Here is a 14,194-nt window from a genome sequence, read left to right on the forward strand (position 1 = left end):
TCTCGCGATCGAGCTCTGACGAGGAGTAAGAACCCGACATGACCAGTCAGTCCACCCTGCAGTCCGTACCTGCCCTGGGGACGCACCCGGCCTCCGGCTCGCTTCCGAGCCGTGCCGAGACCAGGGAGCAGCTCTCCAAGGCGTCGTACGACCTTCTCGTGATCGGCGGCGGCATCCTGGGCATCTCCACCGCCTGGCACGCCGCGCAGTCCGGGCTCAGGGTGGCACTGGTCGACGCCGGCGACTTCGCCGGCGCCACCTCCTCCGCCTCCTCCAAGCTCCTCCACGGCGGTCTGCGCTACCTGCAGACCGGCGCGGTGAAGCTGGTGGCGGAGAACCACTTCGAGCGCCGTGCGGTCTCCCGCCAGGTGGCCCCCCACCTGGCGAACCCGCTCACCTTCTACCTCCCCGTGTACAAGGGCGGGCCGCACGGCGCGGCGAAGCTCGGGGCGGGCGTGTTCGCCTACTCCGCGCTCTCCGCGTTCGGTGACGGCGTCGGCCACCTGCTCTCCCCCGCGCGGGCGCAGCGGGACGTGCCGGAGCTGCGCACCGAGAACCTCAAGGCCGTGGCCGTGTACGGCGACGACCAGATGAACGACGCGCGCATGGCGCTGATGACGGTCCGCGCGGCCGTCGAGGCGGGCGCGGTCGTCCTCAACCACGCCCAGGTCACCGGCCTGCGCTTCACCCGGGGCCGGGTGACCGGCGCCGACCTGAAGGACGCCGTCTCCGGCGAGGAGTTCGGCGTGAACGCCCGCCTGGTGCTCAACGCGACCGGCCCCTGGGTCGACCACCTGCGCCGGATGGAGGACCCGAACGCGGCCCCGTCCATCCGCCTGTCCAAGGGGGCGCACCTGGTGCTGAAGCGGACCTCCCCGTGGAAGGCCGCGCTTGCCACCCCCATCGACAAGTACCGGATCACCTTCGCCCTCCCCTGGGAGGACATGCTGCTGCTCGGCACCACCGACGAGGAGTACGAGGGCGACCCCGCGGACGTCTCCGTCACCGAGAAGGACATAGCCCAGATCCTGGACGAGGCCGCGTTCTCCGTCCGGGACCAGCAGCTCAGCCGTGACCTGATCACCTACGCCTTCGCCGGCCTGCGGGTGCTGCCGGGCGGTCCCGGCGACACCGCCAAGGCCAAGCGCGAGACCGTGGTCACCGAGGGCCGGGGCGGCATGCTGTCGGTCGCCGGCGGCAAGTGGACCACCTTCCGGCACATCGGCCGTACGGTCATGGAGAAGCTGGAGGCGCTGCCGGGCCACCCGCTGGGCGACGACTTCGAGCCGATCGCCTCGCTGCCCAAGAAGCTGCCGCTGCCCGGTGTCGCCAACCCCCGCGCGGTCGCGCACCGCCTGCTGGTGGACAACCCGGCGCCGGGTCCGCGGATGGCCGCCGACACCGCGAAGCACCTGGCCACCCACTACGGTTCGCTCGCCTTCGACATCGCCCGGATCGCCAACGAGGACCCGCGGCTCGCCGAGCGCGTCCACCCGGACGCCCCGGAGATCTGGGCGCAGGTCGTCTGGGCCCGCGACCACGAGTGGGCCGAGACCGCGGACGACGTGCTGCGCCGCCGCACCACGCTCACCATCCGCGGCCTGGCCACGGACGACGTCCGGGCCGGCGTCCAGGAACTGCTGGACAAGAAGTAGCCACAGGGCTCGCGCAGCCGCTTCGGGCCCCGGCCCCGCCGTACCGGGGCCGGGTCTGTCAAGGGGGCGGCTCCTCTCCCCCGGGAGCCGCCCCCTTCGCGTACCCGACTGCCCGGAAGCATGGCCTCGGACGTCTGACCAGGCCGCATAATGGCTGAGACATCGGATGTCTGAGCTACAGGGAGGCCGGCATGGCAGTCACCGATGAGGCGATCGAGAAGATCAAGGACATGATCGTCTCCGGTGCGCTGCGGCCCGGGGACCGGTTGCCCAAGGAGAGCGAGCTCGCCGCCGAACTGGGGCTGTCCCGCAACTCGCTGCGGGAGGCGGTGCGGGCGCTGTCGCTGATCCGCATCCTGGACGTCCGGCAGGGCGACGGCACGTATGTCACCAGCCTGGACCCGCAGTTGCTGCTGGAGGCGATGAGTTTCGTCGTCGACTTCCACCGCGACGACACGGTGCTGGAGTTCCTAGCGGTGCGCCGGATCCTGGAGCCGGCCGCGACCGCGATGGCCGCCTTCCGGATCAGTGAACAGCAACTGGACGCGCTGGACGCCCAGTTGGACGCGCTCGGCGCCGCGCCCTCGGTGGAGGAACTGGTCGCCTGCGACCTGGAGTTCCACCGGGGCATCGTGCAGAGCTCGGGAAACTCGGTGCTGTGCTCCCTTCTTGACGGGCTGTCGGGGCCGACCACCCGGGCCCGGATCTGGCGCGGCCTGACCCAGGAGGACGCGGTCGCCCGGACCCTGCGGGAGCACCGGGCGATCCTGGCCGCGCTGCGCGACCGGGACGCGGAAGCGGCCCGGTCCTGGGCCACCGTGCACATCGCGAGCGTGGAGCAGTGGCTGCGCAGCAGTCTGTGAAGCGCTTGCGGCTTCTTTTGATCAAGGGTGTTCGAGGGCGGCGAACGGGGCAGTGATCCGTTCACTCCCCCGTGCAAGGGGGCTGCGGGCGCCCCCGCCTCACGCCGTAAGGTTGGGACGTACGCGAGGGCACGTCGGAAGGAGGCACTGGGTGATCGAGCTGGAGGGGGTTCCCGAGCTGATCGACCCAGTCATGGTGGCCGCGTTCGAAGGCTGGAACGATGCCGGTGACGCCGCCTCCACCGCGGTCGCGCATCTGGAGCGGGAGTGGAAGGGCGAGGTGTTCGCGGCGCTCGACGCCGAGGACTACTACGACTTCCAGGTGAACCGCCCCACGGTGTGGATGGACGCCGGCGTGCGCAAGATCACCTGGCCGACGACACGGCTGTCGGTGGTCCGGGTCGGCGGCGACAAGCCCCGCGACCTGGTGCTGGTCAGGGGAATCGAGCCGTCCATGCGCTGGCGCTCGTTCTGCAACGAACTGCTGGGTTTCGCCCACGAGCTGGGCGTCGAGCTGGTGGTCGTGCTGGGCGCGCTGCTCGGGGACACCCCGCACACCCGTCCGGTGCCGGTCAGCGGGGTCACCTCGGACGCGGACCTGGCGCAGCGAATGGACCTGGAGGAGACCAAGTACGAGGGCCCGACGGGCATCGTCGGCGTCCTCCAGGAGGCGTGCACGCACGCGGGCGTGCCGGCGGTCTCGCTCTGGGCCGCGGTCCCGCACTACGTCTCCCAGCCGCCCAACCCGAAGGCCACGCTGGCGCTGCTGAACCGGCTGGAGGACCTGCTCGACCTGCGGATCCCGCTCGGTGAGCTGCCCGAGGACGCGCGCGCCTGGCAGGTCGGGGTGGACCAGCTGGCCGCGGAGGACAGCGAGGTCGCCGAGTACGTGCAGACGCTGGAGGAGGCCCGGGACACCGCCGAGCTACCGGAGGCGTCGGGCGAGGCGATCGCCCGTGAGTTCGAGCGCTACCTGCGGCGCCGGGACGTGAGCCCGCCGGGCGGCCATGCCACGGCGGACGGCGGCGACAGTGCGTCGTACCTGCGGGACAACCCCGGCGGGCCGGCCGGCCGGGGGCGGCCGGCGCGGCCGCCGAAGTCCGACACGCCGGGGAGCGCGGAGAACACCGGGTCTCCCGGGGAGGACGGAGACCCCGGCAGGGACTCCGGACCGGACGGCGAGGACACCTCCGAGGAGTGAGGCAGGGGCGGTACGCGCGGTGCGTACCGCCCCTGTCACGCAGGGGTCTCTTCAGCCGACGGGGACGCGCTGTGTGCCACGCCCGGTGAGACGCGGCTGAGCGCGCAGTTCCCGGCGCCCCTGCGGGGCACATCGGCACAACCCCGCGCCTCGTCGGGGCGCCGAGGCCGGCGTTTCCTCAAAGGGCCACGCCCAGCAGCGCGTCCACCGCTCGCGACACGACCCCGGGTGCGCCGGTGTCCGTGCCGCCCTCGGTCTGCTGCTGTACCGCCCAGCGGTCCACCGCCGCCAGCGCGGCCGGGGCGTCCAGGTCGTGGGAGAGGGCCTCGCGGACCTCCTCCACCAGGGCCTCGGCGGGCGGGCCGTCCGGGCGGGAGACCGCCGCGCGCCAGCGGTCCAGGCGGGCCACCGCGTCGGCCAGGACCTGGTCGGTCCACTCCCAGTCGGCACGGTAGTGGTGGGAGAGAAGGGCCAGGCGGATGGCGGCGGGATCGACGCCGTCCCGGCGGAGCTGGGAGACGAAGACCAGGTTGCCCTTGGACTTGGACATCTTCTCGCCGTCGAGAGCGACCATGCCGGCGTGCACGTACGCCTTGGCCATCGGGAACTCGCCGGTGAGCACCTGGGCGTGCGAGGCGCCCATCTCGTGGTGCGGGAAGGCCAGGTCGGAGCCGCCGCCCTGGACGTCGAAGGTCATGCCGAGGTGGTCCAGCGCGATCGCCACGCACTCGATGTGCCAGCCGGGACGGCCGCGGCCGAGGGAGCCGCCGTCCCAGCTCGGCTCGCCCTCGCGGGCGGCCATCCACAGCATGGGGTCGAGGGGGTTCTTCTTGCCGGGGCGGTCGGGGTCGCCGCCGCGTTCGGCGGAGAGCAGCCGCATGGCGGCCGCGTCGAGGTTCGAGACCCTGCCGAAGTTCGGGTCGGCCTCGACGGAGAAGTAGATGTCGCCGTCGAGTTCGTACGCGGCGCCGAGCTCGCGCAGCCGCTCGACCAGCGGCACGATGCCGGGTATGGCCTCGACCGCGCCTATGTAGTGCCGCGGCGGCAGCATCCTGAGGGCGGTCATGTCCTCGCGGAAGAGGGTCGTCTCGCGCTCGGCGAGGGCGACCCAGTCGACGCCGTCCCGGTTCGCGCGCTCCAGGAGCGGGTCGTCGACGTCCGTCACGTTCTGGACGTAGTGCACCTGCCGCTTGGTGTCGAGCCACACGCGCTGAACGAGGTCGAACGCGTTGTAGGTCGCCGCGTGCCCCATGTGGGTGGCGTCGTACGGCGTGATGCCGCAGACGTAGATACGGGCGACGGGACCGGGGTCCAGGGTGACCAGACCACCGGTCGCGGTGTCGTGGATCCTCAGGTCGCGGCCCTGACCAGGCAGGGCGGGGACCTCGGAAGCGGGCCAGGCATGCATGTACATGAGCGTAACCGGACCCGAGTTCGGTATACGAACCGGAGGACCGGGAAGGCACTCTTGATCTCTGGGCCGGAGTGTGCTGGTGAGCGCTATACGGGGGGCCAGGGGATGGCCGGCCACTCGCCGCTCGGCTCCGGGTGCTTTCCGGTGGTGAGCAACGTCTCGACCCGCGCCCGGGTGGCGTCCAGTTCGGCGGTGGTGATCAGCTCGGCCAGCCGGGTCCCCAGCGGCCCGTCAAGGGCCTCGCGCAGCTTTCCGAGGACCTCGACGGCCTCCCCGGTCAGGTCCTCCCCCGCCCAGCCCCACAGCAGGGTGCGCAGCTTGTTGTCGACGTTGAAGGTGACGCCGTGGTCGATGCCGTACAGCCGGCCGTCGGCGGTGGGCAGCAGGTGTCCGCCCTTGCGGTCGGCGTTGTTGACGACGGCGTCGAGGACGGCGAGCCGGCGCAGCCGTTCGTCGTCGGCGTGCACCAGCAGCGCGGTGCGGCCCTCGCCGACGTCGGCGAAGCCGACGGCCTTCCAGCCCGGCTCCGGTTCCTCCGCGTCGACCAGGGCGAGCAGGTCGGCGCCCTCGGGGTCGACGTCGATCCACAGCTGGACCATGCCCTCGCCGTACGGGCCGTCACGCAGCACGGTGGGCGGGACCAGGTCCCAGCCGGTGGCCGCGGCGACCTCGTAGGCGGCCACCTCGCGCTGGGCGAGGGTGCCGTCGGGGAAGTCCCACAGCGGGCGCTCCCCGGCGACCGGCTTGTAGACGCAGGACGCCTCCTGGCCGTCGTGCGCGACCGTGCAGAACAGCGCCGCGTTGGAGGCGTCGCGGATGCGGCCGCGTACCTTCAGCTCACCGTGGGCGAGCAGCTCGGCGGCGGTCACGCTCCGCGGCGGTATCCGTTCTGGCGCGGACATACGTGTCCTTCCGGGTCGAGCGGGAGGCTGCACAGCGGGCACGGCGGCCGCCCGGCGTTGACGACGTCGAGGGCGCGCTTGGCGAAGGCCCTGGCCTGCGCGCCGGTCAGCCGGACCCGCAGCATCGGGGGTCCGTTCTCCTCGTCCTGGAGGAGCCGCTCCTCGGCCTCGGCGAGGTCCTCCTCGGAGTCGGCCTCCAGCTCCACGAGGGCCTGCGCCTCGACGATCATGCGTTCTTCCTCGCCGTCCCAGGCGAGCGCCATGGTCCCGACGCGGAACTCCTCCTCGATGGGGGTGTCCAGCGGGGCGCTGTCGGCGATCTCGGTGGGTGCGACGGCGGGCACGGCCGCGTTGCCGCCGCTGCGGCGCACGACCTCGTCGAGGAGTTCGTCCATGCGTTCGGCGAGCGCGGCGACCTGGGTCTTCTCCAGGGCCACGCTGGTCGTCCGGGAGCCGGCCGTGGCCTGGAGGAAGAACGTACGGCGTCCGGGCAGTCCGACCGTGCCCGCGACGAAGCGGTCCGGCGGATCGTAGAGGAACACCTGACGGGACACGTCCTGTCTCCATGGGAATCGAGAGTGCGTGGGCTTCGGGCGGGCGGCGACGCGGCCAGGGGGCCGCTTACGTGGATCGCTTCACCCTACTGCGGCTGACGATCACGGCGCGCCGGCGCCGCCACCGACCGGGGCGTCTTCGCCCGGAGGTTCCTCGCGGGGGGCGAGGGAGGCGAAGTCGCCGGTGTCCCCGAGGCGGACGAGAAACGGCCTGAGACGGGTGTAACGGATCGCGGTGATGGAACACGGTTCGACGGAGATCCGCTGGAAGAGGTCGAGATGCAGGCCGAGAGCGTCAGCTACGAGGGATTTGATGATGTCACCGTGCGAGCACATGAGATAGACGGCGTCCGCACCGTGGTCGCGCTCCACGCGCGCGTTCCACTCGCGTACCGCCTCGGCGGCGCGGGTCTGCATGGCCCGCATGGACTCGCCGCCGGGGAAGGCGGCCGCCGAGGGGTGGGCCTGGACGACCTCCATCAGCGGCTCGTCCTTGAGTTCGGCGAGCTTGCGGCCGGACCAGTCGCCATAGTGGGCCTCCCCGATCCGCTCGTCGGTGTGGGCGGCGAGTTCGGGGCGGGCGTCGAGCAGCGGGCGAACCGTCTCCTGGCAGCGTTGCAGCGGGCTGGTGACGATCTCGGAGATCGGCAGCCCGGCGAGCCGGCCGGGGAGCGCGGCCGCCTGGGCGGCTCCGCGCTCGTCGAGGGCGACGCCCGGCGTCCAGCCGGCCAGCACACCCGAGGTGTTGGCGGTGGACCGTCCGTGCCTTACGAGGATCAGCGTGGGCATGCGGCCCAGGGTAGGCGCACGCCGACGTGCGCAGAGCCGCGAGCGACGGGAGAATACGCTCCGTGATCGTCGATTGCGCCATCTACCGGGACGGTGAGCGGACCGAGACGCCGCAGGACTTCTCCGACGCCCTGGCCGAGGCACGCGCCCGTGGCGACAGCTTTCTGTGGATCGGCCTGTACGAGCCCACGGAGCGCGAGTTCGACCTGGTCACCGACGAGTTCGGGCTGCATCCGTTGGCGGTCGAGGACGCGCTGACCGCCCACCAGCGGCCCAAGCTCGAGGTGTACGACGACTCGCTGTTCGTCGTCCTGAAGCCGGTCACCTACGAACCGAAGAGCGACACGGTGACCTCCGGCGAGCTGATGATCTTCATCGGGGACTCCTTCGTGGTCACCGTGCGCCACGGGACACCGTCGCCGCTCGGCGACGTCCGGCGGCACCTGGAGGAGCAGCACGAGATGCTGAAGCACGGGCCGACGGGGGTGCTGTACTCGATCTCCGACGCGATCGTGGACCACTACCTGGAGGTCGCGACCGAGTTGCAGAACGACCTGGAGGAGCTGGAGACCGAGGTGTTCTCGCCGAGCGCCGGCGGCTCCCGGCACACCGCGTCGCGCATCTACACCTTCAAGCGGCAGATCCTGGAGTTCCGGCGGGCGACGGTGCCGCTGGCCGTGCCGATGACCAAGCTGGCGGGGGTGGGTGCGTACGGCGGCGGTGTGACGGTGCCCTTCGTGCAGGAGTCGGCGCGCCCGTTCTTCCGGGACGTCAACGACCACCTGATGCGGGTGAACGAGAGCGTGGAGGGCCTGGACCGGCTGGTGTCGGACGTCCTCAACGCCCATCTGGCGCAGATGAGCGTGCGGCAGAACGACGACATGCGGAAGATCTCCGCGTGGGCGGCCATGGCCGCGGTGCCCACGATGATCGCGGGGATCTACGGCATGAACTTCGACCACATGCCGGAGCTGCACTGGGTCTGGTCGTACCCGGCGGTGATCGTGATCATGGCGTTCCTGGAGACGGTGCTGTACCGGCTGTTCAAGCGCCGCGGGTGGATGTGAGGGGCGTCCGCGGCCGTGGGGTTCAGGCGAACTCCGGTGCGGGGGTGGCGGGGCCGCCCAGGGCGTTGCGGTGCTCCGGCATCCGCAGGCAGACCATGCGGCGCCAGCCGACGGCGCGTTCGTAGGCGTAGACGGCGTGGATGCCGACCGCGAGCAGCGCGGACCTGGCCCTGGGCCAGCCGAGGATGCGGCCCATGCGGGCCATGACGGCGAGGCTGACGTCCCGGTGGACGCGGATCTCGGCGAGCGCGCACGCGCGGAGGGTGCGCTGGATGGCGCGGCCGTGCCCTGCGGCGGCCAGGCGCAGCAGTTCCTCGTGGCAGTAGGCGAGGTGGTTGTCCTCGTCGCCGGAGATCACGCGCACCGCGCGGCCCACCTCCGGATGGCCGGCGAAGTACCGGTGCAGCAGGGCCATCTGCTCGGAGGCGCGCTGTTCGGTGACCCGGCTGTGGGCGAGGTAGGTGACGATCTCCGGCACGGTGAGCGGCCGGTCGGCGCGGAGCCGGGCGTGGGCGAGCCCGATGCCGTGCCGTTCCAGGATCATCGTGTAGTCGGTGTCGGCGGGCACCTCGACGGGCGTCAGCCCGCGCCTCCTGAGCAGGGCGTGGAAGATGCGGCCGTGCTTGTCCTCGTCGGCGCCATGGCGGGTGATCTTGGGGGCGAGGTCGCGTTCGCTCGCCGGCACCAGTGCGGCGATCCGCCCGTTCTCCCAGCCGCCCTGGGCCTCGCCGCCGGCCGCGATGGAGCAGAAGAGCCGGAACGACTCGTCGTTGTCGAGGATCTCCTGGAACAGACTCCTGGCCGACAGCATCGTGGGCACCTCTCTGGAGGACTCACCGAACCCGCAAAGAACGAGTCAAATGCCGCATCGGTGTCACCGCAACAGGGGTGCGTGAGCACTCGGCCGAAAGGAGGAGCGCCGGGGTCGCGCCGGGGGCGTAACCGCCGGAGGCCCGGCGCGTTGTTCTGCGTGACGGCCGTGGCGGGGAAGACCCCCGAGCCCCCACCACGGCCGCTGAACTCCCCGCCGCCCCAGGCGCTCAGGCGAGCCCGGCACGCTCCAGGGCCTCGGCGCCGGCCCGCAGCGAGGCGAGCCGCTCGTCCAGGGCGAAGCCGGCGGGGGCGAGGGACAGCGTGGTGACCCCGGCGGCCGCGTAGGCCTTCATCCGGTCGGCGATCCGGTCCACGGAGCCGAGCAGCGTGGTCTGGTCGATCAGCTCCTGGGGCACGGCCGCGGCGGCCCCGTTCTTGTCCCCGGACAGGTACTTGTCCTGGATCTCGGCGGCCTCCCGCTCGTAGCCCATGCGCCGGGCGAGCTGGTTGTAGAAGTTCTGCTTGCGGCTGCCCATGCCACCGACGTACAGCGCGGTGTAGGGCCGGAAGGTGTCGGCGAGGGTGGCCACGTCCTTGTCGTCGCCGACGGCGAGCGGCAGCGTCGGGCAGATGTCGAACCCGTCCAGCGTCCGGCCCGCCTTCTCGCGCCCCGCGCGCAGGTACTTCACCGCCGTCTCCTCCAGGTGCTCGGCCGAGGGGAAGATGAGCAGCGCGCCGTCGGCGATCTCGCCGGTCTGCTCCAGGTTCTTCGGGCCGATGGCGGCGATGTAGACCGGGATGTGCTCGCGCTCCGGGTGCACGGTCAGCTTGATCGGCTTGCCGGGACCGCCCGGCAGCGGCAGCGTCCAGTGCTCACCCTCGTACGACAGCCGTTCCCGGCTCATCGCCCGGCGAACGATCTCCACGTACTCGCGGGTGCGGGAGAGCGGCCTGTCGAACTTGACGCCGTACCAGCCTTCGGAGACCTGCGGTCCCGAGACGCCGAGGCCGAGCCGGAAGCGGCCGCCGGAGAGGGAGTCGAGGGTCGCCGCGGTCATCGCGGTCATGGCCGGCTGCCGGGCCGGGATCTGGAAGATGGCCGAGCCGACGTCGATGCGCTCGGTCTGGGCGGCGACCCAGCTGAGCACGGTGGCCGCGTCGGAGCCGTAGGCCTCGGCGGCCCAGCAGACGGCGTACCCGAGCCGCTCGGCCTCCTGCGCCACGGCCAGATTGTCCCCGTCCATCCCGGCGCCCCAGTAGCCGAGGTTGATCCCGAGCTGCATGGCCGTTCCCCTTACCGATCAGTAACGTCGCTGTTGCGAGAGACCTTAGCGTGGGGATTTCCGGCGTGGGAGATCGGTCGTGGTCCGGCTGCGGGTCGTGGGGGCCGGTCGCGCAGTTCCCCGCGCCCCTTTGGCAGGGCGAGTCCCGTCCCTCAAAAGCCCCGCGCCCTGGGGAAATCGGTTATCCACAGGCAACCCAACGCAGCAGCTCTGGCCAGTAATGTCGGCTGACATGGAGCAGAGGCATCTCGGCCGTACCGGCCTGCGCGTGTCCCGGATCGGGCTCGGCACCCTCACCTGGGGCCGGGAGGTCGACGAGCATGACGCCGCGGACATGCTGAAGGCGTTCTGGGAGGCCGGCGGGACCCTCGTCGACACCGCGGACGTGTACGGCGACGGAGAGGCCGAGTATCTGCTGGGGCAGCTGATGGAAGGACTGGTGCCGCGCCGGGACCTGGTCATCTCGACGAAGGCGGGCAGCGTCGCCGACCCCGACCGGCGTTTCAACGGCTCGCGCGGCCATCTGCTCGCCGCGCTGGACGCCTCGCTGGCCCGCCTCGGCACCGACTACGTCGACGTCTGGCACGTGCACGCCTACGACCCGGACACCCCGCTGGAGGAGACCCTCCAGGCCCTCGACCTGGCGGTGAGCAGCGGTCGCGCCCGGTACGCCGGGGTGTCCAACTTCTGCGGCTGGCAGCTGGCGAAGGCGGCGACCTGGCAGCTCGCGGCGCCGGGCACGCGCACCCGGCTGGCCAGCACGCAGCTGGAGTACTCCCTGCTCCAGCGCGGCATCGAGCGCGAGGTGCTGCCCGCCGCCCTCGACCTGGGCATCGGCCTGCTGCCGTCCTCCCCGCTGGGCCGGGGCGTGCTGACCGCGAAGTACCGCCATTCCACTCCCCCGGACTCGCGCGGTGCCTCCGAACATCTGGCGCTGTTCGTGGAGCCCTACCTAGACGACACCGCCACCCGGATCGTGGACGCGGTGCAGACGGCGGCGGACGGGCTCGCGGTCACCCCGCTCCAGGTGGCGCTCGCGTGGGTGCGGGACCGGCCGGGCGTGGCCGCGCCGATCGTCGGCGCGCGCAACGCGCAGCAGCTCGCGGGGGCGTTGTCAGTGGAGGCGCTTAGTCTTCCTGACGAGATCTGCCGGGCGCTCGACGACGTGTCGGCGCCCGTGCACCGCTATCCCGATCACGACTGGAGCACGCTGTGAGCACGGAGCCGGGGCTGGGCGCCACGCCCGAGGCCGAGGCCGACGAGGGCACGACGGCCGGGGGGACCACGGAGGCCGAGGACCTCACCGACGGCCCGGCCACGTCCGGCGGGACAGCCACCGCCGGGGTGACCACGGACGACACCAGCGGCGGGACCGGCGACGGCGCGGACGGTGGCGGGGAGGGCGGCGGGGGGCCGCTCGCCGGGGCGGCCCCGGGCGGTGACACCGCGGCCGGTGGCGCGCGGTCGGGCGGTGTCGACGAGGGCGCGGGCGGTGCCGGAGGCAGCCGGGGAGAAGCGGACGCGGCGGGCGGCGGGGAGCAGGGCGCAGGCGCGGCCCAGGTGTCCGAGGCCGAGGCCGAGTTGGCCGCGCAGCGAGTGGAGCGGGAGCGGATCGCGCGGCGGAAGGCCGAGAAGGCCGGGCCGATCGAGAGCGGGACGAAACTCAGCGGGAAGGCGGCCGACCTGCTCGCGGCGATCCGGGCCGTGGAGAGCGGCGAGAAGCCGTTGGCCACCGTGTTCACCGCCCCGGAGCCGGCCCCGCGCCGGCCGGCCCCCGCTCCCGAACCCGCCGCGGAACCCGTCCGCGGGCCCCGGCTCGCGCCGGGCGCCGCCGTGCCCACCGCGGAGACGGTCGCCCGGCTACGACGGGTGCTGGCCGACGGCGGCGCGCCCGAGTCGCTCGCCCCCCAGGTCGCCGCCGCCCTCGGCGAGGGCGCGGACACGGTGCTGCGGGAGGACCCCTGGCAGCTGCTCCGGGTCACCGGCGTACGCCCCGACCAGGCCGACGGGTTCGCACGGGCGCTGCTCGGCGCCGAGTGCGGTCCGGACGACGAGCGGCGCGGCCGGGCTGTGACCGGCTGGCTCCTCGAACAGGCCGCGCTGGCCGGGCACACCGCGCTGGAGATGCCGGCGCTCACCGCGGCACTGGCCCAGCGGGCGGTGCCCGACCCGGAGGCCGCCGTGCAGAGCGCACTCGCGGAGGGCGAGGCGCTGGTCTTCCAGGACGCCCTGGATCCGGGCGCCCCGGAGCCCGAGGACGACGAGGAGGAGCGCCCGGTCCGGGTGGCCCTGGAGCGGTACGCGCTGGCCGAGGAGAGCCTCGCCGACGGGCTGGCCCGGCTCGTCAACTCCCTCGCCAAGGACGACCCGGAGCCCTGGGCGGCGATCGCCACGGCGGCCGCCGGCGGCGCGGCCGAGCTGGCGCGGGCCCTCGCCGGGCACGGCCTGGTGCTGCACACGGGCGGCGAGGCGGCCCGCGCCGAACCCGCGGCCCTGCTGACCGCCGCCCGCGCCGCCGGACTGCGTGCCTTCGCCACCACCCACACCCCCGACGGCAGCCGGCGCCTCACCGGCGGCGAAGGGGCCGTCGGCACCGTCGCCGACCTGCTGTCCGGCGCCGCGGGCCCCGGCCGGGACGCGGACGGCGCCCTGGCCCTCGACCTGCTGATCGTGCTGGACGCGCCCCAGCTGGACGTGGAGGGCGCCGCGATGCTGGTGGAGGCGCTGCCCGACGGCGCCCGGCTGGTGCTGAGCGGGGACCCGGCGGTGCTGTGGTCCGCGGGGCCCGGCCGGGTCTTCGCCGACCTGCTGGCGGCCCGGGTCTGCCCGCAGATCACCTCCCGCACCCCCGACCCCGGCCCGCTCGGTGAGCTGGTCTCCGGGATCGGTGTCGGCGAGCTCACCCAGGTCGACGCACCGGGCAAGGAGGTCGTGATCGTGCCGGTGCGGGACGCGGGCGAGGCCGTGCACCGGACGGTGCAGCTGGTCGCCGACTCCGTGCCGCGCGCGATCGGTGTCCCCGCCGAGCAGACCGTGGTGATCACTCCGGGCCATGGCGGGGCGGCGGGCACCCGCGCCCTCAACGCCGCCCTCAAGGAACGGCTCAATCCCGGCCCCGGCCGCTTCGGCGGCTTCGACCCGGGCGACCGCGTCGCCTACTCCCCCGCGCCGGGCCGTACGGCCCTGGGCCAGGTGGTGAAGGCCGACGCCGAGGGGCTGCACCTGTCGTGTGCGGGCGCGCCCGTGGTCGTACCGAAGGAGCGGGTGGAGCAGTCCGTGCGGCACGGGTGGGCCCTGACCGCGCACCAGGCGGCGGGCAGCCGCTGGCCGGCGGCGGTCGTGGTGCTGCCCGGAGACGCGGTCCAGTCCCTGAGCCGCCCCTGGGTGTACACGGCGTTCAGCCGGGCGGGGCGCCACCTGTCCGTGGTCCACGGTGTGGAGCAGGCCCTGCCGAAGGCGGTCGCGGAGGCTCTGCCGAAGCCGCGCACGACCCGTCTGCCGCTGCTGCTGAGGACGCAGGTCCCCGCGGCGAACTGAAGGGTCCGGCCGGCGGCCCGGGGTTCGGCCGGCGAGTTCGCGCAGTTCGGTGGCGGCGGCGTCCAGCGGCGCGGTGGTCCGTTCGGCGCGGCACATGATCACGGCGCCTTCCAGGG

Annotated in this window: 12 protein-coding genes; 6 read left to right on the forward strand and 6 right to left on the reverse strand. The window is 73.0% G+C overall.

What is annotated here, in order from left to right:
- Nucleotides 1-38: 38 nt before the first annotated feature.
- The 3 genes from AB0M11_RS11070 (at nt 39) to AB0M11_RS11080 (ending at nt 3,719) form a co-directional block, all read left to right on the forward strand.
- Nucleotides 39-1,655, forward strand: a complete 1,617-nt coding sequence (locus tag AB0M11_RS11070) for a glycerol-3-phosphate dehydrogenase/oxidase (RefSeq protein WP_365703743.1) — start codon at nt 39-41, stop codon at nt 1,653-1,655.
- 191 nt (nt 1,656-1,846) lie between these two features.
- Nucleotides 1,847-2,518, forward strand: a complete 672-nt coding sequence (locus tag AB0M11_RS11075) for a FadR/GntR family transcriptional regulator (RefSeq protein ID WP_365703745.1) — start codon at nt 1,847-1,849, stop codon at nt 2,516-2,518.
- 151 nt (nt 2,519-2,669) lie between these two features.
- Nucleotides 2,670-3,719: a PAC2 family protein gene (locus AB0M11_RS11080; protein ID WP_365703747.1), complete on the forward strand. Its 1,050-nt coding sequence runs from the start codon at nt 2,670-2,672 to the stop codon at nt 3,717-3,719.
- Between the two features lie 178 nt (nt 3,720-3,897).
- On the opposite strand, the gene mshC is transcribed toward AB0M11_RS11080, so the two are convergent.
- The 4 genes from mshC to AB0M11_RS11100 all read right to left on the reverse strand — a co-directional run bounded on the left by mshC (nt 3,898) and on the right by AB0M11_RS11100 (nt 7,378).
- Nucleotides 3,898-5,127, reverse strand: a complete 1,230-nt coding sequence (gene mshC / locus AB0M11_RS11085; RefSeq protein ID WP_365703749.1) for a cysteine--1-D-myo-inosityl 2-amino-2-deoxy-alpha-D-glucopyranoside ligase — start codon at nt 5,125-5,127, stop codon at nt 3,898-3,900.
- A 92-nt stretch (nt 5,128-5,219) separates the two neighbouring features.
- Nucleotides 5,220-6,035, reverse strand: a complete 816-nt coding sequence (locus tag AB0M11_RS11090) for an SCO1664 family protein (RefSeq protein WP_365703751.1) — start codon at nt 6,033-6,035, stop codon at nt 5,220-5,222.
- A complete protein-coding gene (locus AB0M11_RS11095; protein ID WP_365703753.1) occupies nt 5,999-6,589 on the reverse strand; it encodes a DUF3090 domain-containing protein in 591 nt (196 codons plus the stop codon). The genes AB0M11_RS11090 and AB0M11_RS11095 overlap by 37 nt, the downstream gene beginning before the upstream one ends.
- Before the next feature lie 102 nt (nt 6,590-6,691).
- Nucleotides 6,692-7,378 carry a histidine phosphatase family protein gene (locus AB0M11_RS11100; RefSeq protein WP_365703755.1) on the reverse strand — a complete coding sequence of 229 codons (687 nt, stop codon included), beginning with the start codon at nt 7,376-7,378 and terminating at the stop codon, nt 6,692-6,694.
- 62 nt (nt 7,379-7,440) lie between these two features.
- Here AB0M11_RS11100 and corA point away from each other — a divergent pair, with 62 nt between their 5' ends.
- Nucleotides 7,441-8,445, forward strand: coding sequence for a magnesium/cobalt transporter CorA (corA, locus tag AB0M11_RS11105; RefSeq protein WP_365703757.1), 1,005 nt, complete (start codon nt 7,441-7,443; stop codon nt 8,443-8,445).
- Between the two features lie 22 nt (nt 8,446-8,467).
- Here the strand turns inward: corA and AB0M11_RS11110 are convergent, their stop codons facing one another.
- Together AB0M11_RS11110 and AB0M11_RS11115 are read right to left on the reverse strand one after the other, a co-directional pair.
- On the reverse strand, nt 8,468-9,256 hold the full coding sequence (locus tag AB0M11_RS11110) for a ferritin-like domain-containing protein (protein WP_365703759.1): 789 nt from the start codon (nt 9,254-9,256) through the stop codon (nt 8,468-8,470).
- A gap of 229 nt (nt 9,257-9,485) precedes the next feature.
- A complete protein-coding gene (locus AB0M11_RS11115; protein WP_365703761.1) occupies nt 9,486-10,541 on the reverse strand; it encodes an LLM class F420-dependent oxidoreductase in 1,056 nt (351 codons plus the stop codon).
- Between the two features lie 232 nt (nt 10,542-10,773).
- Here AB0M11_RS11115 and AB0M11_RS11120 point away from each other — a divergent pair, with 232 nt between their 5' ends.
- Together AB0M11_RS11120 and AB0M11_RS11125 are read left to right on the forward strand one after the other, a co-directional pair.
- Nucleotides 10,774-11,757, forward strand: a complete 984-nt coding sequence (locus tag AB0M11_RS11120; protein ID WP_365703763.1) for an aldo/keto reductase — start codon at nt 10,774-10,776, stop codon at nt 11,755-11,757.
- Between the two features lie 128 nt (nt 11,758-11,885).
- Nucleotides 11,886-14,078, forward strand: coding sequence for a helix-hairpin-helix domain-containing protein (locus tag AB0M11_RS11125; RefSeq protein WP_365703773.1), 2,193 nt, complete (start codon nt 11,886-11,888; stop codon nt 14,076-14,078).
- Nucleotides 14,079-14,194: the final 116 nt, after the last annotated feature.

This window comes from Streptomyces sp. NPDC051987 (assembly GCF_040680735.1).
In the GTDB taxonomy this organism is placed as follows: Bacteria; Actinomycetota; Actinomycetes; order Streptomycetales; family Streptomycetaceae; genus Streptomyces.

Bases quoted from the DNA above. Each gene is read 5' to 3' on its own strand.
- AB0M11_RS11115 (WP_365703761.1), bottom strand. From the start codon at position 10,541: ATGCAGCTCGGGATCAACCTCGGCTACTGGGGCGCCGGGATGGACGGG.
- AB0M11_RS11120 (WP_365703763.1), top strand. From the start codon at position 10,774: ATGGAGCAGAGGCATCTCGGCCGTACCGGCCTGCGCGTGTCCCGGATC.
- AB0M11_RS11075 (WP_365703745.1), top strand. From the start codon at position 1,847: ATGGCAGTCACCGATGAGGCGATCGAGAAGATCAAGGACATGATCGTC.
- AB0M11_RS11100 (WP_365703755.1), bottom strand. From the start codon at position 7,378: ATGCCCACGCTGATCCTCGTAAGGCACGGACGGTCCACCGCCAACACC.
- mshC (WP_365703749.1), bottom strand. From the start codon at position 5,127: ATGCATGCCTGGCCCGCTTCCGAGGTCCCCGCCCTGCCTGGTCAGGGC.
- AB0M11_RS11070 (WP_365703743.1), top strand. From the start codon at position 39: ATGACCAGTCAGTCCACCCTGCAGTCCGTACCTGCCCTGGGGACGCAC.
- AB0M11_RS11090 (WP_365703751.1), bottom strand. From the start codon at position 6,035: ATGTCCGCGCCAGAACGGATACCGCCGCGGAGCGTGACCGCCGCCGAG.
- AB0M11_RS11110 (WP_365703759.1), bottom strand. From the start codon at position 9,256: ATGCTGTCGGCCAGGAGTCTGTTCCAGGAGATCCTCGACAACGACGAG.